Source organism: Streptomyces sp. NPDC031379 (assembly GCF_055569615.1).
Map to the genome: position 1 here is coordinate 181914 of NZ_JBVIIT010000008.1, position 18272 is coordinate 200185.

An 18272-nucleotide genomic window follows, 5' to 3' on the forward strand; every position below is an offset into this window, starting at 1 on the left:
CCCTAGGAGTCCCACCTCATGATCGCTCGTCTCGCCGGAGCCTCCCTCGCCCTCGTGTCCGCCCTCGCCGTACCCGCGTCCGCGCCCGCCCAGGCCGCCGGCCGGAGCCCTCTCGTCGACCGGCAGCTGGCCATGGCGTACGCGGCGACGGCTCAGTACCGCTCCCTGCCGCTCGCGACCGCCCGCGGCTACGAGCCGCACATGTGCCTGGCACGCTCGCAGGGTGGCATGGGCTTCCACTACTTCAACGAGTCTCTCTTCGGTTCCCTCGCTCCGCAGAAGCCCGCGGGCCTGCTGTACGAGGACGCCGGCAACGGGAAGCGCCGGCTCGCCGGCGTGGAGTGGGTCGTCCCGGTCACCGGCAGGAACATGAAGCGGCCGAGCCTGTTCGGGCATGCCTTCCAGGGCCCGATGCCGGGCCACTACCCGGGGATGCCCGCCCACTACGACCTGCACGTGTGGCTGTACAAGAAGAACCCCGCGGGCCTCTTCTCCCCCTGGAACCCGAAGGTGAAGTGCCCGTCCTCGGCCACGGGGAGCCCGTCCGGTCACTGACGTGCGACGGCCCCGGTTCCCCTCTCGAGCGGGAACCGGGGCCGTACGGCCGTGGCGCGGGTCTCAGCGCACGAACACTCCCGCCTGGCTCGCCAGGTCCAGGAAGTACTGCGGCGCCACACCGAGCACCAGGGTCACCGCCACGCCCACGCCGATCGCCGCCATGGTCAGCGGCGAGGGGACGGCCACGGTCGGGCCCTCGGGCCTCGGCTCGCTGAAGAACATCAGCACGATCACGCGGATGTAGAAGAACGCGGCGATCGCCGAGGAGATCACACCGACCACGACCAGGGGGGCCGCACCGCCGTCCGCCGCCGCCTTGAACACGGCGAACTTACCTGCGAACCCGGAGGTCAGCGGGATGCCGGCGAAGGCCAGCAGGAACACCGCGAACACCGCCGCGACCAGCGGCGAACGGCGGCCCAGACCCGCCCACTTGGACAGGTGGGTCGCTTCGCCGCCCGCGTCGCGTACGAGCGTGACCACGGCGAACGCGCCGATCGTCACGAACGAGTACCCGGCCAGGTAGAAGAGGACGGAGGACACGCCGTCCTTCGAGGTGGCGATGACACCCGCGAGGATGAATCCGGCGTGCGCGATGGACGAGTACGCCAGCAGCCGCTTGATGTCGGTCTGCGTGATCGCGACGATCGCACCGCCCAGCATGGTGATGACCGCCACCGCCCACATGACCGGTCGCCAGTCCCAGCGCAGACCGGGCAGTACGACGTACAGCAGGCGCAGCAGCGCGCCGAACGCCGCCACCTTCGTCGCCGCCGCCATGAAGCCGGTCACCGGGGTCGGCGCACCCTGGTAGACGTCGGGCGTCCACATGTGGAACGGCACCGCGCCCACCTTGAACAGCAGGCCCATCACGATCAGCGCGCTGCCGAGCAGCAGCAGTGCGTCGTTGCCCATGGTGCCGGCGAGCGCCGGGTCGACGTTGGTGACCGTGCCGTCGACGACCTGGGCGATGCGCGCGTACGACACGGAGCCCGCGTAGCCGTACAGCAGGGCGATGCCGAACAGCGTGAACGCCGAGGCGAACGCGCCGAGCAGGAAGTACTTGACCGCGGCCTCCTGCGACATCAGCCGCTTGCGGCGGGCCAGCGCGCACAGCAGGTACAGCGGCAGGGAGAAGACCTCCAGGGCCACGAACAGCGTCAGCAGGTCGTTGGCCGAGGGGAACACCAGCATGCCCGCGATGGCGAAGAGCAGCAGCGGGAAGACCTCAGTGGTGGTGAACCCGGCCTTCACCGCGGCTTTCTCGCTGTCGCTGCCCGGCACCGACGCGGCCTGGGCGGCGAAGGAGTCGACCCGGTTGCCGTGCGCCGCCGGGTCCAGGCGCCGTTCGGCGAAGGTGAACAGGCCGACCAGGCCGGCCAGCAGGATCGTGCCCTGCAGGAACAGGGACGGTCCGTCGACCGCGATCGCCCCCATGGCCGCGACGTGCGCCTTGGTCGTGCCGTACCCGTCGGACGCGAGCGCGACGACCGCGGCGAACGCGGCGCAGAGCGCGACGACGGACACGAACACCTGCGCGTAGTAGCGGGACCTGCGCGGGACGAAGGCCTCGATGAGCACTCCGACCAGCGCCGCGCCGACGACGATCAGAGTCGGCGACAATTGTCCGTATTCGATCTTCGGTGCGTCGATCTTCGAGATCGGATCGGCCGCGGTTGTCCACAGGCTGTGGACGGCTACTGTGCTCACTTGGCCGCCTCCACCTCGGGCTTGGGGTCCTGCTTCTGAACGTCGGACATGGTCTGTTTGACCGCCGGGTTGACGATGTCCGTGACGGGCTTCGGGTAGACGCCCAGGAAGATCAGCAGCACGATCAGCGGGGCGACCACCACCAGCTCGCGCGCGCGGAGGTCGGGCATCGCCGAGACCTCGGGCTTCACCGGGCCCGTCATCGTCCGCTGGTACAGCACGAGGGTGTACAGCGCGGCGAGGACGATGCCGAAGGTGGCGATGATGCCGATCGCCGGATAGCGCGTGAACGTGCCGACCAGGACCAGGAACTCACTCACGAACGGCGCGAGTCCGGGCAGCGAGAGGGTGGCCAGGCCGCCGATCAGGAAGGTGCCGGCGAGCACCGGGGCGACCTTCTGCACGCCTCCGTAGTCGGCGATGAGCCGCGAGCCGCGCCGGGAGATCAGGAAGCCGGCGACCAGCATCAACGCGGCCGTGGAGATGCCGTGGTTGACCATGTAGAGCGTCGCGCCGGACTGGCCCTGGCTGGTCATCGCGAAGATGCCCATGACGATGAAGCCGAAGTGCGAGATCGACGCGTAGGCCACCAGTCGCTTGATGTCCCGCTGGCCGACGGCGAGCAGTGCGCCGTAGACGATGCTGATCAGCGCCAGTACGAGGATCACGGGCGTCGCCCACTTGCTGGCCTCCGGGAAGAGCTGGAGGCAGAAGCGGAGCATCGCGAAGGTGCCCACCTTGTCGACGACCGCCGTGATGAGCACGGCGACCGGGGCGGTGGATTCCTGCATGGCGTTGGGCAGCCAGGTGTGCAGCGGCCACAGCGGCGCCTTCACCGCGAAGGCGAAGAAGAAGCCGAGGAACAGCCAGCGTTCGGTGTCCGTCGCCATGTGCAGCGAGCCGTTGGCGCGGGCCTCGGCGATCTCCGAGAGGCTGAAGTTCCCGGCGATCACGTAGAGGCCGATCACCGCGGCCAGCATGATCAGTCCGCCGACCAGGTTGTAGAGCAGGAACTTCACCGCCGCGTAGGACCGCTGCGTGGCGGCCGCCTCCTCGCCGTGCTCGTGGGCACGGTCCCCGAAGCCGCCGATGAGGAAGTACATCGGGATGAGCATGGCTTCGAAGAAGATGTAGAAGAGGAAGACGTCGGTGGCCTCGAACGAGATGATCACCATCGCCTCGACGGCGAGGATCAGTGCGAAGAAGCCCTGGGTGGGACGCCAGCGGCGGCTGCCGGTCTCCAGCGGGTCGGCGTCGTGCCAGCCCGCGAGGACGATGAACGGGATGAGCAGGGCGGTGAGCGCGATCAGCGCCACGGCGATGCCGTCCACGCCCAGCTCGTACCTCACCCCGAAGTCCTTGATCCAGGCATGGGATTCGGCGAGCTGGTAGCGGGCGCCGTCCGGGTCGAAGCGGACCAGGACGATGATCGCCAGGGCGAGCGTGGCGAGTGAGACCAGCAGCGCCAGCCATTTGGCGGCGGTACGCCGCGTGGCCGGTACGGCGGCCGTGGCGACGGCCCCGAGTGCCGGGAGCGCCGCCGTCGCTGTCAGAAGAGGAAAGGACATCGGTATCAGACCGCCCTCATCAGCAGGGTCGCGGCGACCAGGAGTGCCGCACCGCCGAACATCGAGACCGCGTAGGAGCGGGCGAAGCCGTTCTGGAGCCGTCGCAGCCGCCCGGACAGGCCGCCGAAGCCGGCCGCCGTGCCGTTGACGACGCCGTCGACCAGGGTGTGGTCGACGTACACCAGGGAGCGCGTGAGGTGTTCGCCGCCGCGCACCAGGACGACGTGGTTGAAGTCGTCCTGGAGCAGGTCGCGCCGGGCCGCGCGGGTGAGCAGGGAGCCGCGCGGGGCGACGGCCGGGACGGGCTTGCGGCCGTACTGGGCCCAGGCGATGCCGACACCGATGACCAGGCAGACCATGGTCGCGCCGGTGACGGTGGCGGCGCTGAGCGGCGAGTCGCCCTCGCTGTGGCCCGTGACGGGCTCCAGCCAGTGCAGGAAGCGGTCGCCGATGCTGAAGAAGGCGCCGCCGAAGACCGAGCCGACGGCCAGCACGATCATCGGGATCGTCATGACCTTCGGGGACTCGTGCGGGTGCGGCTCGGTGTGCTCACCGCGGTGCTCGGCGGCCGGCTCCGCGCTGGGCGCCTCCGGGGAGCGAGTGGGTTGGTTCTTCCAACGCTCCTCTCCGAAGAACGTCATCAGCATCACGCGCGTCATGTAGAAGGCGGTGATGGCCGCGCCCAGCAGGGCCGCGCCGCCGAGGATCCAGCCCTCGGTGCCGCCCTTGGCGAAGGCCGCCTCGATGATCTTGTCCTTGGAGAAGAAGCCCGACAGGCCGGGGAAACCGATGATCGCGAGGTAGCCGAGGCCGAAGGTGATGAACGTGATCGGCATGTACTTGCGCAGGCCGCCGTACTTGCGCATGTCGACCTCGTCGTTCATGCCGTGCATGACGGAGCCGGCGCCGAGGAACAGCCCGGCCTTGAAGAAGCCGTGCGTCACCAGGTGCATGATCGCGAAGACGTAGCCGATGGGGCCGAGGCCGGCCGCCAGCACCATGTAGCCGATCTGCGACATGGTCGAGCCGGCCAGCGCCTTCTTGATGTCGTCCTTCGCGCAACCGACGATCGCACCGAAGAGGAGGGTGACCGCGCCGACGACGGTGACGGCCAACTGTGCGTCGGGGGCGGCGTTGAAGATGGCACCGGAGCGGACGATCAGGTAGACGCCGGCGGTCACCATCGTCGCGGCGTGGATCAGGGCCGAGACCGGGGTCGGGCCCTCCATGGCGTCCCCGAGCCAGGACTGCAGCGGCACCTGGGCCGACTTGCCGCAGGCGGCGAGCAGCAGCATCAGACCGATCGCGGTCAGCTTGCCCTCGGAGGCGTCCCCGGTGTGGCTGAGGACCGGACCGAAGGCGAAGGTGCCGAAGGTGGTGAACATCAGCATGATCGCGATCGACAGGCCCATGTCGCCGACGCGGTTGACCAGGAAGGCCTTCTTCGCCGCCGTGGCGGCGCTGGGCTTGTGCTGCCAGAAGCCGATCAGCAGGTAGGAGGCGAGGCCGACGCCCTCCCAGCCGACGTACAGCAGCAGGTAGTTGTCGGCGAGGACGAGCAGCAGCATCGCCGCGAGGAACAGGTTCAGGTAGCCGAAGAAGCGGCGGCGGCGCTCGTCGTGCGCCATGTATCCGACCGAGTACAGGTGGATCAGCGAGCCGACGCCGGTGATCAGCAGCACGAACGTCATCGACAGCTGGTCCAGTCGGAAGGTGACGTCCGCCTGGAAGCTGCCGACCGAGATCCAGGTCCACAGGTGCTGGGTCAGCGTGCGCTGCTCGGCTTCCTTGCCGAGCAGGTCGACGAAGAGGATCAGGCCGAACACGAAGGAGGCGGCCGACAGGAGCGTGCCGATCCAGTGGCCGACGCGGTCCAGGCGCCGGCCGCCGACCAGCAGGACGGCCGCTCCGAGCAGGGGCGCCGCGATGAGCAGCGCGATCAGGTTCTCCACGATTCTTCCGACCCCTTACAGCTTCATCAGGCTGGCGTCGTCGACCGAGGCCGAGTGGCGGGTACGGAACAGCGACACGATGATCGCGAGGCCCACCACGACCTCCGCGGCGGCGACGACCATCGTGAAGAACGCGATGATCTGGCCGTCGAGGTTGCCGTGCATCCGGGAGAAGGCGACGAACGCGAGGTTGCAGGCGTTCAGCATCAGCTCGATGCACATGAAGACCACGATGGCGTTGCGGCGGATCAGGACGCCGGTCGCGCCGATCGTGAACAGCAGGGCGGCGAGGTAGAGGTAGTTGACCGGGTTCACTTCGACGCCTCCTCGGGCCGCTTGAACGTGGTCGGCTCGATCGTCGTCCGCTCCAGGCGCTCCTCCGCGCGCTGCTCCAGCGCCCGCAGGTCGTTGAGCGCCTCGGTGGACACGTCACGGATCTGGCCGCGCTCGCGCAGCGTCTTGTTGACCGTCAGCTCGGCGGGGGTGCCGTCGGGCAGCAGGCCCGCGATGTCCACGGCGTTGTGCCGGGCGTAGACACCGGGGGCGGGCAGCGGCGGGATGTGCACGCCCTCGCGGATGCGCTGCTCGGACAGCTCGCGCTGGGTCTTGGCGCGCTCGGTGCGCTCGCGGTGGGTGAGCACCATGGCGCCTACGGCGGCCGTGATCAGCAGGGCGCCGGTGATCTCGAAGGCGAAGACGTACTTGGTGAAGATGAGCGACGCGAGGCCCTCCACGTTGCCGTTCGCGTTCGCCTGGCCGATGCCGTTGAACTCCTTCAGGGAGGCGTTCCCGATGCCCGCGAACAGCAGGACACCGAAGCCGACCCCGCAGAGGAGAGCCAGCCAGCGCTGGCCCTTGATGGTCTCCTTCAGCGAGTCCGCGGCCGTGACGCCGACGAGCATCACCACGAACAGGAACAGCATCATGATCGCGCCGGTGTAGACGACGATCTGCACGATTCCCAGGAAGTAGGCGCCGTTGGCCAGGTAGAAGACGGCCAGGACGATCATGGTGCCGGCGAGACAGAGCGCGCTGTGCACGGCCTTCCTCATGAGGACGGTGCACAGGGCGCCGACGACGGCGACGGTGCCGAGGACCCAGAACTGGAAGGCCTCACCGGTGGAGGTGGTGTAGGCGGCGAGCTGTGCGGTCATCGGCCGATCACCTTCTCCGAGGCCGGCTCGTCCTCGCCGAAGGTGGAGGCGGCCTCCTGTGGGACCTCGCCCTTGGAGACGGCGACCTGGCGGACCGTGCCGGGCGCGGCCTGCGCCACCAGACCCCGGTAGTAGTCCTGTTCGTCCGTCCCCGGGAAGATCGCGTGCGGGGTGTCGACCATGCCCTCTTCGAGGCCGGCGAGCAGCTGCTCCTTGGTGTAGATGAGGTTGGCGCGGCTGGAGTCCGCCAGTTCGAACTCGTTGGTCATCGTCAACGCGCGCGTGGGGCACGCCTCGATGCACAGCCCGCACAGGATGCAGCGGGCGTAGTTGATCTGGTAGACGCGGCCGTACCGCTCGCCCGGGGAGTAGCGCTCCTCGTCGGTGTTGTCGGCGCCCTCCACGTAGATGGCGTCGGCGGGGCAGGCCCAGGCGCACAGCTCGCAGCCGACGCACTTCTCCAGGCCGTCCGGATGGCGGTTGAGCTGGTGCCGTCCGTGGAACCGCGGAGCCGTGGTCTTCTCCTGCTCCGGGTACTGCTCGGTCAGCCGCTTCTTGAACATGGCCTTGAAGGTCACGCCGAAGCCGGCCACGGGGTTCTGGAAACCGGGCTTGGTCTCCTTGGGCTCCTCAGCCATCGGACGCCTCCTTTCCATCCGTAGATCCGTCACTGACAGTGTCCGACCCGCCACTGACAATCAGCTCGCGCTCGCGGCGCGGGCGGCGCCTCGGCACGGGTGGCAGCTCCTGCCCGGGCAGCGGTGGTACGGGGAATCCGCCCGCCATGGGGTCGAATCCGGGCTGCTGGGCGGCGGGCTGCTCGGGCGCCTTCGTCTTCTCGCGGAACATGTCGGCGACGAAGGAGATCAGCAGCAGGGCCAGGACCCCGCCGCCGACGTAGAGAGCGATGTCGGCGAAGTCGTAGTTCTCGTTGCGCAGGGCCCGCACGGTCGCGACGAGCATCAGCCAGGTCACCGAGACCGGGATGAGGACCTTCCAGCCGAGCTTCATCAGCTGGTCGTAGCGGACGCGCGGGAGCGTGCCGCGCAGCCAGATGAAGAGGAACAGCAGCAACTGGACCTTGATGACGAACCAGAGCAACGGCCACCAGCCGTGGTTCGCGCCCTCCCAGAAGGAGCTGATCGGCCAGGGGGCGCGCCAGCCGCCGAGGAAGAGGGTGGTCGCGACGGCCGAGACCGTCACCATGTTCACGTACTCGGCGAGCATGAACATCGCGAACTTGATGGACGAGTACTCGGTGTTGAAACCGCCGACCAGGTCGCCCTCGGACTCCGGCATGTCGAAGGGGGCGCGGTTGGTCTCGCCGACCATCGTGACGATGTAGAGGATGAAGGAGACCGGCAGCAGCAGGATGTACCAGCGGTCGTGCTGCTGCTCGACGATCGTGGACGTCGACATCGACCCCGAGTAGAGGAACACGGAGGCGAACGCGGCGCCCATGGCGATCTCGTACGAGATCATCTGCGCGCAGGAGCGGAGGCCGCCGAGCAGCGGGTAGGTGGATCCGGAACTCCAACCCGCCAGGACGATGCCGTAGATGCCGACGGAGGCGACCGCGAGGATGTAGAGCATCGCGATCGGCAGGTCGGTGAGCTGCATCGTGGTGCGGTGGCCGAAGATCGAGATCTCGTTGCCGGCCGGCCCGAAGGGGATCACCGCGATCGCCATGAAGGCCGGGATGGCCGCGACGATCGGCGCGAGGACGTAGACCACCTTGTCCGCGCGTTTGACGATGACGTCTTCCTTGAGCATCAGCTTGATGCCGTCGGCGAGCGACTGGAGCATGCCCCAGGGGCCGTGCCGGTTGGGTCCGATGCGCAGCTGCATCCAGGCGACGACCTTGCGCTCCCAGACGATGGAGAACAGCACGGTCACCATCAGGAAGGCGAAGCAGAAGACGGCCTTGACGACGACCAGCCACCAAGGGTCGCGGCCGAACATCGAGAGGTCTTCAGCGGCGAGGTACGGGCTCATGCCTCCACCTCCTTGGGGGCCACTTCGGCGGGTGTCGCCGGGCCGATGCGGACGAGGGAGCCGGGCTGTGCTCCGGTGTCGGAGGCGACGCCCGCGCCGACGGAGTTCAGCGGGAGCCAGACCACCCGGTCGGGCATCTCGGTGACCTGGAGCGGGAGTTCGACCGTGCCGGCGGGGCCGGTGACGGCGAGGAGGGTGCCGTTCTCGACGCCCGCCTCTGCGGCCGTCGCGGCCGACACGCGCGCGTGCGCTGCGTGCCGGGTTCCGGCGAGCGCCTCGTCACCCTCCTGAAGGACACCTTGGTCGAGCAGCAGCCGGTGTCCGGCGAGTACGGCCTCGCCGACTGCGGGGCGGGGCAGTACGCCCGCGGACTCCGTGGGCTCGGTGGCGCGGGGGCCGTCCCAGGGGCCGAGCCGGTCGATCTCCGCGCGCGTGGTGCGCAGATCCGGCAGGCCCAGGTGCACGTCCATGGCGTCGGCCAGCATCTGCAGCACGCGCGTGTCGGTCGGTGCGACACGGCGGGTCAATTGCTCGGGTTTGAGGGAGGCCTCGAAGAAGCGCACCCTGCCTTCCCAGTTGAGGAAGGTGCCCGCCTTCTCGGCGGCCGCGGCGACCGGCAGGACGACGTCGGCGTGCTCGGTGACCTCGCTCGGCCGCAGCTCCAGCGACACCAGGAAGCCGACGCCGTCGAGGGCCTCACGCGCGCGTGCCGGATCGGGCAGGTCGGTGACCTCCACACCGGCGACCAGGAGTGCCGAGAGTTCGCCGCTTGCGGCGGCCTCGACGATCTGGTGGGTGTCGCGGCCGTAGCGCAGCGGGAGTTCGGCGAGCCCCCAGACGGCGGCGACCTCCTCCCGCGCCCGCGGGTCGGTCGCAGGGCGGCCGCCCGGCAGCAGCGACGGCAGCGCGCCCGCCTCGACCGCGCCGCGTTCACCGGCGCGGCGCGGGATCCACACCAGCTGGGCGCCGGTCGCGGCGGCGGCGCGTACGGCGGCCGTGAGCCCGCCCGCGACCGATGCGAGCCGCTCGCCGACGACGATGACCGCGCCCTCGGCTCGCAGCGCCTCGGCGGCACGTGCGCCAAGCTCCTCGAGGCCGACGCCGCTCGCGAGCGCGTCCAGCCACTCGGTCTCGGTGCCCGGTGCGGCCGGCAGCAGGGTGCCGCCCGCCTTCTGAAGTCCCCGTGTGGCGTGTGTGGCCAGCGCGAACACCTGCTGCTTGTGCTTGCGCCAGGCCTTGCGCAGGCGCAGGAAGACGCCGGGCGCCTCCTCCTCCGACTCGAACCCGGCGAGCAGGACGGCGGGCGCCTTCTCCAGGGAGGTGTACGTGACTCCCGTACCGTCGAGGTCGCGGCCGCGGCCTGCCACGTGGGCCGCGAGGAAGTCGGCCTCCTCGCCGCTGTGCACGCGCGCGCGGAAGTCGATGTCGTTCGTGTCGAGCGCCACGCGCGCGAACTTGCTGTACGCGTAGGCGTCCTCGACGGTCAGCCGGCCACCGGTGAGGACACCGGCCCGGGAGCGGGCGGCCGTCAGCCCGCGCGCGGCCGCTTCCAGTGCCTCCGGCCAGGAGACGGGCTCCAGGACGCCGTCGGCGTTGCGGACCAGGGGGGCGTCGAGGCGGTCCTTCTGCTGCGCGTACCGGAACGCGAAGCGTCCCTTGTCGCAGATCCACTCCTCGTTGACCTCGGGGTCGTTGGCGGCCAGCCGCCGCATGACCTTGCCGCGCCGGTGGTCGGTGCGGGTGGCGCAGCCGCCGGAGCAGTGCTCGCAGACCGAGGGCGAGGAGACGAGGTCGAAGGGGCGGGAGCGGAAACGATAGGCCGCCGAGGTCAGCGCGCCGACCGGGCAGATCTGGATGGTGTTGCCGGAGAAGTACGACTCGAACGGGTCGCCCTCACCGATGCCGACCTGCTGGAGGGCGCCCCGCTCGACCAGCTCGATCATCGGGTCGCCGGCGACCTGGTTGGAGAAGCGGGTGCAGCGGGCGCACAGCACGCACCGCTCACGGTCGAGCAGCACCTGTGTGGAGATCGGTACGGGCTTCTCGTAGGTGCGCTTCTTGCCTTCGAAACGGGATTCGGCGTTGCCGTGCGACATGGCCTGGTTCTGCAGCGGGCACTCGCCGCCCTTGTCGCAGACCGGGCAGTCCAGCGGATGGTTGATGAGCAGCAGTTCCATCACGCCGTGCTGGGCCTTCTCGGCGGCAGGCGAGGTGAGGTGGGTCTTCACGACCATGCCGTCGGTGCACGTGATGGTGCAGGACGCCATCGGCTTGCGCTGGCCCTCGACCTCGACGATGCACTGGCGGCAGGCACCGGCCGGGTCCAGCAGGGGGTGGTCGCAGAACCGTGGGATCTCGATGCCGAGTTGTTCGGCGGCCCGGATGACCAGGGTGCCCTTGGGCACGCTGAGTTCGATGCCGTCGATCGTCAGCGTGACGAGGTCTTCCGGCGGGACCGCCGCCTGTCCCCCTCCTGTGGGGGCGCTGGTGGTCACGGTCATGCGTTCACCTCCGGGCGGTCCGCCCAGGCCGTCGACTTGGCCGGGTCGAAGGGGCAGCCCCGGCCCGTGATGTGCTGCTCGTACTCCTCGCGGAAGTACTTCAGCGAGGAGAAGATCGGTGAGGCGGCGCCGTCGCCGAGGGCGCAGAAGGACTTGCCGTTGATGTTGTCGGCGATGTCGTTCAGCTTGTCGAGGTCGGACATGACGCCCTTGCCGGCCTCGATGTCCCGCAGCAGCTGCACCAGCCAGTACGTCCCTTCGCGGCACGGCGTGCACTTGCCGCAGGACTCGTGGGCGTAGAACTCGGTCCAGCGGGTCACCGCCCGCACCACGCAGGTCGTCTCGTCGAAGCACTGCAGGGCTTTGGTGCCGAGCATGGAACCGGCGGCGCCCACCCCTTCGTAATCGAGGGGGACGTCGAGGTGCTCGTCGGTGAACATCGGCGTCGAGGAGCCGCCCGGCGTCCAGAACTTGAGGCGGTGCCCGGGCCGCATTCCGCCGCTCATGTCGAGGAGCTGGCGGAGCGTGACGCCGAGCGGCGCCTCGTACTGGCCGGGGCTCGCCACGTGGCCGCTGAGCGAGTAGAGCGTGAAGCCCGGGGACTTCTCGCTGCCCATCGACCTGAACCATTCCTTGCCGTTTTTCAGGATGGCGGGAACTGACGCGATCGATTCGACGTTATTCACCACAGTCGGACAGGCGTAGAGGCCTTCCACCGCAGGGAAGGGGGGACGGAGCCGCGGTTGACCACGGCGGCCTTCGAGCGAGTCGAGCAGTGCGGTCTCCTCACCGCAGATGTACGCGCCGGCGCCCGCGTGCACGGTGAGGTCGAGGTCGAGTCCGCTGCCCAGGACGTTCTCGCCGAGGTAGCCCGCCGCGTAGGCCTCGCGCACGGCCTCGTGCAGCCGCCGCAGAACGGGGACGACTTCACCACGCAGATAGATGAAGGCATGCGACGACCTGATGGCATAGCACGCGATCACAATGCCCTCGATGAGGCTGTGCGGGTTCGCGAAGAGGAGCGGGATGTCCTTGCAGGTTCCGGGCTCCGACTCGTCGGCGTTGACAACTAGATAGTGCGGCTTTCCATCACCCTGCGGAATGAACTGCCATTTCATTCCGGTCGGGAATCCAGCGCCGCCGCGCCCGCGCAGACCGGAGTCCTTGACGTACGCGATCAGGTCGTCCGGCGACATGGCGAGCGCCTTGCGGAGCCCCTCGTACCCCTCGTGCCTCCGGTAGACGTCCAGAGTCCAGGACCGGTCCTCGTCCCAGAAGGCCGACAGCACGGGTGCGAGCAGCTTCTCGGGGCTCGTGTCCTTGACCTCGGGTACCACGGTCATCACTCCCCCTCCTCGGCGGTAGGCCCTGCCGGGTGAGCCGGGTCGGAGGCCGATGTGTCCTGCGGCGCGTCATGCGAGCTGAGGTGCTCGGCCGGCGACGGCTCGTGCACCGTCCGGTCCTGCGGTTCGTCGTGCGGCCCCGTTTCGTGCGGACCGCCGTCGCGCGGATGGACCACGCGCGCGGGTGCGGCCTCTCCCCTTGCCAGGCGAAGGCCCACCAGCGACGCGGGCCCCGCACTGCCGCTCTCCTCGACGGCCCCGGGCCGCTCGTCGGGGAAGCCGGCCAGGATCCGCGCGGTCTCCTTGAAGGTGCACAGCCGCGCCCCGCGCGTGGGCTGGGCGGGCCGTCCCGCGCGCAGATCGTCGACCAGGCGCTTGGCGCTCGCCGGGGTCTGGTTGTCGAAGAACTCCCAGTTGACCATCACGACCGGCGCGAAGTCGCAGGCCGCGTTGCACTCGATGTGCTCCAGGGTGACCTTGCCGTCGTCGGTGGTCTCGCCGTTGCCGACGCCCAGGTGTTCCTGGAGGGTCTCGAAGATCGCGTCGCCGCCCATCACCGCGCACAGCGTGTTGGTGCAGACGCCGACCTGGTAGTCACCGGACGGCTTGCGCCGGTACATCGTGTAGAAGGTGGCGACGGCGGTGACCTCGGCGGTGGTCAGGTCGAGCATGTCCGCGCAGAACCGCATCCCGGTACGCGTGACGTGGCCCTCCTCCGACTGGACGAGGTGGAGCAGCGGGAGCAGGGCGGACCGGGAGTCCGGGTAGCGCGCGATCACCTCGCGCGCGTCCGTCTCCAGCCGGGCCCGGACGTCGTCCGGGTATGCGGGTGCGGGCAGTTCGGGCATGCCCAGGCTGACGCCCCGCTCCGAGGAACTGGTGGTCACCGGTCGACGCCTCCCATCACGGGGTCGATGGACGCGACGGCGACGATGACGTCGGCGACCTGGCCGCCCTCGCACATCGCCGCCATGGCCTGAAGGTTGGTGAAGGACGGGTCGCGGAAGTGGACCCGGTAGGGGCGGGTGCCGCCGTCGGAGACGGCGTGCACCCCGAGTTCGCCCTTCGGCGATTCGACGGCCGCGTACGCCTGTCCCGGCGGGACGCGGAAGCCTTCGGTGACCAGCTTGAAGTGGTGGATCAGGGCCTCCATGGAGGTGCCCATGATCTTCTTGATGTGGTCGAGGGAGTTGCCGAGCCCGTCCGGTCCCAGGGCGAGCTGGGCGGGCCAGGCGATCTTCTTGTCGGCGACCATCACGGGGCCCGGCTGGAGCCGGTCCAGGCACTGCTCGACGATCCCGAGCGACTGGCGCATCTCCTCCAGGCGGACCAGGAAGCGGCCGTAGGCGTCGCAGGTGTCGGCGGTCGGGACGTCGAAGTCGTACGTCTCGTAGTCGCAGTACGGCTGTGTCTTGCGCAGGTCGTGCGGCAGGCCGGCGGAGCGCAGGATCGGGCCGGTCGCGCCGAGGGCCATGCAGCCGGCCAGATCGAGGTAGCCGATGTCCTGCATGCGGGCCTTGAAGATGGGGTTCCCGGTGGCGAGCTTGTCGTACTCCGGGAGGTTCTTCTTCATCTTCTTCACGAACTCGCGGATCTGGTCCACCGCGCCGGGCGGCAGGTCCTGGGCGAGTCCGCCGGGCCGGATGTACGCGTGGTTCATGCGCAGGCCCGTGACCAGCTCGTAGATGTCGAGAATCATTTCACGATCACGGAATCCGTAGATCATGATCGTGGTGGCGCCCAGTTCCATGCCGCCGGTGGCGATGCACACCAGGTGGGAGGAGAGCCGGTTCAGCTCCATCAGGAGCACCCGGATGATCTTGGCGCGCTCGCTGATCTGGTCCTCGATGCCGAGGAGCTTCTCGACGGCGAGACAGTAGGCGGTCTCGTTGAAGAAGGACGTCAGGTAGTCCATGCGCGTGACGAAGGTGGTGCCCTGCGTCCACGTGCGGAACTCGAGGTTCTTCTCGATGCCGGTGTGCAGGTAGCCGATGCCGCAGCGGGCCTCGGTGACCGTCTCGCCCTCGATCTCCAGGATCAGGCGGAGCACTCCATGGGTGGACGGGTGCTGGGGACCCATGTTGACGACGATGCGTTCGTCGTCGGCGCGGGCCGCGGACTGGACGATCTCGTCCCAGTCGCCACCGGTGACCGTATATACGGTGCCCTCGGTGGTCTCACGTGCCGAGGCGGCGGAGGCCGCGGATGCTGACTGCGTGCTCACGAGTACGACCTCCGCTGGTCCGGAGCCGGGATCTGGGCGCCCTTGTACTCGACGGGGATGCCGCCGAGGGGGTAGTCCTTGCGCTGCGGATGGCCCTGCCAGTCGTCCGGCATCATGATCCGCGTCAGGGCCGGGTGACCGTCGAAGACGATCCCGAAGAAGTCGTAGGTCTCGCGCTCGTGCCAGTCGTTGGTCGGATAGACGGAGACCAGGGACGGGATGTGCGGGGCGCTGTCGGGGGCGCTGACCTCGAGGCGGATCAGCCGGTTGTGGGTGATCGAGCGCAGGTGGTAGACGGCGTGCAGTTCCCGGCCCTTGTCGTGCGGGTAGTGGACGCCGCTGACACCGGTGCACAGTTCGAAGCGCAGGGCCGGGTCGTCGCGCAGGGTGCGGGCGACGCGGACCAGGTGTTCGCGTTCGACGTGGAAGGTCAGCTCGCCGCGGTCGACGACCGTCTTCTCGAGGGCGTTGCCAGGGAGGAGTCCCTGCTCCTCCAGCGCGCCTTCCAGTTCGTCGGCGACCTCGTCGAACCAGCCGCCGTAGGGGCGGGTCGCCGGTCCCGGGAGTCGGACCGAGCGGACCAGGCCGCCGTAGCCGGAGGTGTCGCCGCCGTTGTCGGCGCCGAACATGCCGCGCTGGACGCGGATCTCCTCGCCGCCCTGGCCGCGCTGGCCGGGGAGGTTGGAGGCGGCGAGGTCCTTCTCGGGGTTCACCCCGTTCCCGGACCCGTTCACGCCGTTGGTGCCGTTCGCGTCGCTCACCGCAGCAGCCCCTTCATCTCGATCGTGGGCAGGGCCTTGAGTGCCGCCGCCTCCGCCTCGCGGGCCGCCTCCGCGGCGTTCACGCCGAGCTTGGTGGACTGGATCTTCTGGTGGAGCTTGAGGATCGCGTCCATCAGCATCTCGGGGCGGGGCGGGCAGCCGGGGAGATAGATGTCGACCGGCACGATGTGGTCGACGCCCTGGACGATCGCGTAGTTGTTGAACATGCCGCCCGAGGAGGCGCAGACGCCCATGGAGATCACCCACTTCGGGTTGGGCATCTGGTCGTAGACCTGCCTCAGGACCGGCGCCATCTTCTGGCTGACCCGGCCGGCGACGATCATCAGGTCGGCCTGGCGCGGCGAGCCGCGGAAGACCTCCATACCGAAGCGGGCCAGGTCGTACCGGCCGGCACCGGTGGTCATCATCTCGATGGCGCAGCAGGCGAGGCCGAAGGTGGCCGGGAAGACGGACGCCTTGCGCACCCAGCCCGCGGCCTGCTCGACGGTGGTCAGCAGGAAGCCGCTCGGCAGCTTTTCTTCGAGTCCCATGTCTAAAGGCCCCTCAGTCCCATTCCAGGCCGCCGCGCCGCCATACGTACGCGTACGCGACGAAGACGGTGAGCACGAAGAGCAGCATCTCCACGAGCCCGAAAACACCCAGGGCGTCGAAGGTGACGGCCCACGGGTAGAGGAAGACGATCTCGATGTCGAAGACGATGAAGAGCATCGCCGTCAGGTAGTACTTGATGGGGAAGCGCCCGCCGCCGGCCGGCGTGGGGGTCGGCTCGATGCCGCATTCGTAGGCCTCGAGCTTGGCGCGGTTGTACCGCTTCGGACCGATCAGCGTGGCCATGACCACGGAGAAGATCGCAAAGCCTGCCCCGAGGGCTCCCAGTACGAGGATGGGCGCATACGCGTTCACCGCTCCTCGCTCCTCTCAGTCGGCGCTGACTGCTGGCGGTTGCACTGGGCTCACACCCGCCTCACCGGTCCCACGAGCCCCGCTCGTCCCGGGCGAAGATCGAGAACATGTGAAGCAGGTCACAAGCCCAACTGCCTCGCATCTTATGCCCGCCGCTCTGTGATCTGCGACACGGGGTATTACACAAGCTTTGTGATCTCCACCACCTGACGAAGGATCATGAAGTCGGATGATGAGTGATCTTCACACCGGAAGCGTTCACTTGATCACCAGAAGTGACATTTTCGCTCGTCATCGCAGGCCGGAAGGGTCGTCTCAATATCAAGAGACTTCCGCTGCATGCAAATTGGTGCTGGACGCGGGGCCCTGATAGAGGGACTCGTTCACACATCAGGGGGAGTGCCGGGCGGGATGTGGACGCGGGTCGGGGCGTGTGCGCGCGTTCACGAACTCCGCGCGCACCGGACGCCACCCCTCCGGCAACCGTTCCGTGACCTCCGCCACATCGATGAGAGATCCATGAGAACCGGGCTTGGCCAACCACCCAAAGCAGTGGTAGGCGAGGGGCAATTCGGACGTAATGATCAAAGACCGTGATCAAGGGCTTGATCACCCGCGTCCGCAATGTCCGTTACGGCGTCAATAAAGAGCGACACGCCCGGGATTCGTAGGCCTGATTGAACAACTGTGGCGCAGCACACGTTTCTTGAAGATATGAAGGAGCCCCTGGTACCGGTTGTTCCCATGTCCCACACCGCTCACATACGCAGCCACCGGAAGCCCCGCCGCAGCGCGTCGACCCTCGCGATGCGGGCCGGAGTTGCCGGTGGCGTCCTCGGCACCCTGGCAGTCGCCGGGGCGTCCGGTTCGGCGAACGCTGCCGAGCCGGTGACGCAGACCCTCGAACTGCCCACCCTGACATCCGATCTGGCCGCCCAGGCCGCGAAGTCCGCGGACGCCACCCAGCAGGCCGCGGCGAACTACCAGCTGCAGGCCGAGCGCGACGCGGCCGCCGCAAAGGCCGCGAAGCAGGCCAAGGCGGACCTCGCGGACGCGAAGAAGAAGGCGGCGGAGGCCAAGAAGAAGGCCGAGGAGGCCGCCCGCAAGGAGGCCGCCGCTCGCGCCACGCGCAACGCGGAGCGGACGACGCTCTCCACGACGGCCGACAGCGGGAGCACCAGCACCGGCAGCACCTCCACCGGCACGTCCACGGCCACCGGGTCGGCCGCTGCCGTCATCAGCTTCGTCAAGGCGCAGGTCGGCAAGGCGTACGTCTCCGGCGCCACCGGCCCCTCCGCCTACGACTGCTCCGGCCTGGTGCAGACGGCCTTCAAGCAGGTCGGCATCAGCCTGCCGCGCGTCTCCCAGGACCAGTCGACCGCCGGCACCCAGGTCTCGCTGAGCAACCTGCAGCCGGGCGACATCCTGTACTGGGGCAGCGCCGGCAGCGCGTACCACGTCGGCGTGTACGTCGGCGACGGTATGTTCGTCGGGGCGCAGAACCCCTCCACCGGCGTCGTGGAGAGGCCTCTGTCGTACGACCCGCCCACCGGCGCCGTGCGGGTGCTCTGAGCGCACCTCG

16 protein-coding genes are annotated in these 18272 nt (G+C 68.9%); 2 read left to right on the forward strand and 14 right to left on the reverse strand.

What is annotated here, in order from left to right:
* Nucleotides 1–18 precede the first annotated feature (18 nt).
* Nucleotides 19–555, forward strand: a complete 537-nt coding sequence (locus ACZ5CW_RS14220; RefSeq protein ID WP_468600881.1) for a hypothetical protein — start codon at nt 19–21, stop codon at nt 553–555.
* Between the two features lie 63 nt (nt 556–618).
* Here ACZ5CW_RS14220 and nuoN read toward each other — a convergent pair whose 3' ends face one another.
* The 14 genes from nuoN to ACZ5CW_RS14290 are packed head-to-tail and all read right to left on the reverse strand — an operon-like array spanning nt 619 to nt 16690.
* Nucleotides 619–2268, reverse strand: coding sequence for an NADH-quinone oxidoreductase subunit NuoN (nuoN, locus tag ACZ5CW_RS14225; RefSeq protein WP_468600883.1), 1650 nt, complete (start codon nt 2266–2268; stop codon nt 619–621).
* A complete protein-coding gene (locus ACZ5CW_RS14230) occupies nt 2265–3836 on the reverse strand; it encodes an NADH-quinone oxidoreductase subunit M (protein WP_468600885.1) in 1572 nt (523 codons plus the stop codon). The genes nuoN and ACZ5CW_RS14230 overlap by 4 nt, the downstream gene beginning before the upstream one ends.
* 5 nt (nt 3837–3841) lie before the next feature.
* The gene (gene nuoL / locus ACZ5CW_RS14235) at nt 3842–5788 is read right to left on the reverse strand and encodes an NADH-quinone oxidoreductase subunit L (RefSeq protein ID WP_468600887.1); all 1947 of its coding nucleotides are present in this window, start codon (nt 5786–5788) and stop codon (nt 3842–3844) included.
* A gap of 15 nt (nt 5789–5803) precedes the next feature.
* The gene (gene nuoK / locus ACZ5CW_RS14240) at nt 5804–6103 is read right to left on the reverse strand and encodes an NADH-quinone oxidoreductase subunit NuoK (RefSeq protein WP_028420845.1); all 300 of its coding nucleotides are present in this window, start codon (nt 6101–6103) and stop codon (nt 5804–5806) included.
* A complete protein-coding gene (locus ACZ5CW_RS14245) occupies nt 6100–6942 on the reverse strand; it encodes an NADH-quinone oxidoreductase subunit J (RefSeq protein WP_468600890.1) in 843 nt (280 codons plus the stop codon). Before ACZ5CW_RS14245 ends, nuoK begins: the two co-directional genes overlap by 4 nt.
* Nucleotides 6939–7580, reverse strand: a complete 642-nt coding sequence (nuoI, locus tag ACZ5CW_RS14250) for an NADH-quinone oxidoreductase subunit NuoI (protein WP_468600892.1) — start codon at nt 7578–7580, stop codon at nt 6939–6941. Before nuoI ends, ACZ5CW_RS14245 begins: the two co-directional genes overlap by 4 nt.
* A complete protein-coding gene (nuoH, locus tag ACZ5CW_RS14255) occupies nt 7573–8937 on the reverse strand; it encodes an NADH-quinone oxidoreductase subunit NuoH (RefSeq protein ID WP_468600894.1) in 1365 nt (454 codons plus the stop codon). The genes nuoI and nuoH overlap by 8 nt, the downstream gene beginning before the upstream one ends.
* Nucleotides 8934–11438, reverse strand: a complete 2505-nt coding sequence (locus ACZ5CW_RS14260) for an NADH-quinone oxidoreductase subunit G (protein WP_468600896.1) — start codon at nt 11436–11438, stop codon at nt 8934–8936. Before ACZ5CW_RS14260 ends, nuoH begins: the two co-directional genes overlap by 4 nt.
* Entirely contained in the window at nt 11435–12781 is a 1347-nt protein-coding gene (gene nuoF, locus ACZ5CW_RS14265; RefSeq protein ID WP_468600898.1) for an NADH-quinone oxidoreductase subunit NuoF, read from the reverse strand. The genes ACZ5CW_RS14260 and nuoF overlap by 4 nt, the downstream gene beginning before the upstream one ends.
* Nucleotides 12781–13668, reverse strand: coding sequence for an NADH-quinone oxidoreductase subunit NuoE (gene nuoE / locus ACZ5CW_RS14270; RefSeq protein WP_468600900.1), 888 nt, complete (start codon nt 13666–13668; stop codon nt 12781–12783). The genes nuoF and nuoE overlap by 1 nt, the downstream gene beginning before the upstream one ends.
* A complete protein-coding gene (locus ACZ5CW_RS14275; protein ID WP_468600902.1) occupies nt 13665–15005 on the reverse strand; it encodes an NADH-quinone oxidoreductase subunit D in 1341 nt (446 codons plus the stop codon). Before ACZ5CW_RS14275 ends, nuoE begins: the two co-directional genes overlap by 4 nt.
* Complete coding sequence (locus ACZ5CW_RS14280) at nt 15002–15766, reverse strand: NADH-quinone oxidoreductase subunit C (RefSeq protein ID WP_468600904.1); 765 nt, start codon at nt 15764–15766, stop codon at nt 15002–15004. Before ACZ5CW_RS14280 ends, ACZ5CW_RS14275 begins: the two co-directional genes overlap by 4 nt.
* The gene (locus ACZ5CW_RS14285; protein WP_468600906.1) at nt 15763–16317 is read right to left on the reverse strand and encodes a NuoB/complex I 20 kDa subunit family protein; all 555 of its coding nucleotides are present in this window, start codon (nt 16315–16317) and stop codon (nt 15763–15765) included. Before ACZ5CW_RS14285 ends, ACZ5CW_RS14280 begins: the two co-directional genes overlap by 4 nt.
* Nucleotides 16318–16330: 13 nt before the next feature.
* On the reverse strand, nt 16331–16690 hold the full coding sequence (locus tag ACZ5CW_RS14290) for an NADH-quinone oxidoreductase subunit A (RefSeq protein ID WP_007383963.1): 360 nt from the start codon (nt 16688–16690) through the stop codon (nt 16331–16333).
* Nucleotides 16691–17434: 744 nt separating this feature from the next.
* Here ACZ5CW_RS14290 and ACZ5CW_RS14295 point away from each other — a divergent pair.
* Complete coding sequence (locus ACZ5CW_RS14295) at nt 17435–18262, forward strand: C40 family peptidase (protein WP_468600909.1); 828 nt, start codon at nt 17435–17437, stop codon at nt 18260–18262.
* Nucleotides 18263–18272: the final 10 nt, after the last annotated feature.

Coding starts and splice junctions, on each gene's coding strand:
- ACZ5CW_RS14295 (WP_468600909.1), top strand. CDS start 17,435: ATGTCCCACACCGCTCACATACGCAGCCACCGGAAGCCCCGCCGCAGC.
- ACZ5CW_RS14285 (WP_468600906.1), bottom strand. CDS start 16,317: ATGGGACTCGAAGAAAAGCTGCCGAGCGGCTTCCTGCTGACCACCGTC.
- nuoH (WP_468600894.1), bottom strand. CDS start 8,937: ATGAGCCCGTACCTCGCCGCTGAAGACCTCTCGATGTTCGGCCGCGAC.
- ACZ5CW_RS14230 (WP_468600885.1), bottom strand. CDS start 3,836: ATGTCCTTTCCTCTTCTGACAGCGACGGCGGCGCTCCCGGCACTCGGG.
- nuoI (WP_468600892.1), bottom strand. CDS start 7,580: ATGGCTGAGGAGCCCAAGGAGACCAAGCCCGGTTTCCAGAACCCCGTG.
- nuoF (WP_468600898.1), bottom strand. CDS start 12,781: ATGACCGTGGTACCCGAGGTCAAGGACACGAGCCCCGAGAAGCTGCTC.
- ACZ5CW_RS14260 (WP_468600896.1), bottom strand. CDS start 11,438: ATGACCGTGACCACCAGCGCCCCCACAGGAGGGGGACAGGCGGCGGTC.
- ACZ5CW_RS14220 (WP_468600881.1), top strand. CDS start 19: ATGATCGCTCGTCTCGCCGGAGCCTCCCTCGCCCTCGTGTCCGCCCTC.
- ACZ5CW_RS14245 (WP_468600890.1), bottom strand. CDS start 6,942: ATGACCGCACAGCTCGCCGCCTACACCACCTCCACCGGTGAGGCCTTC.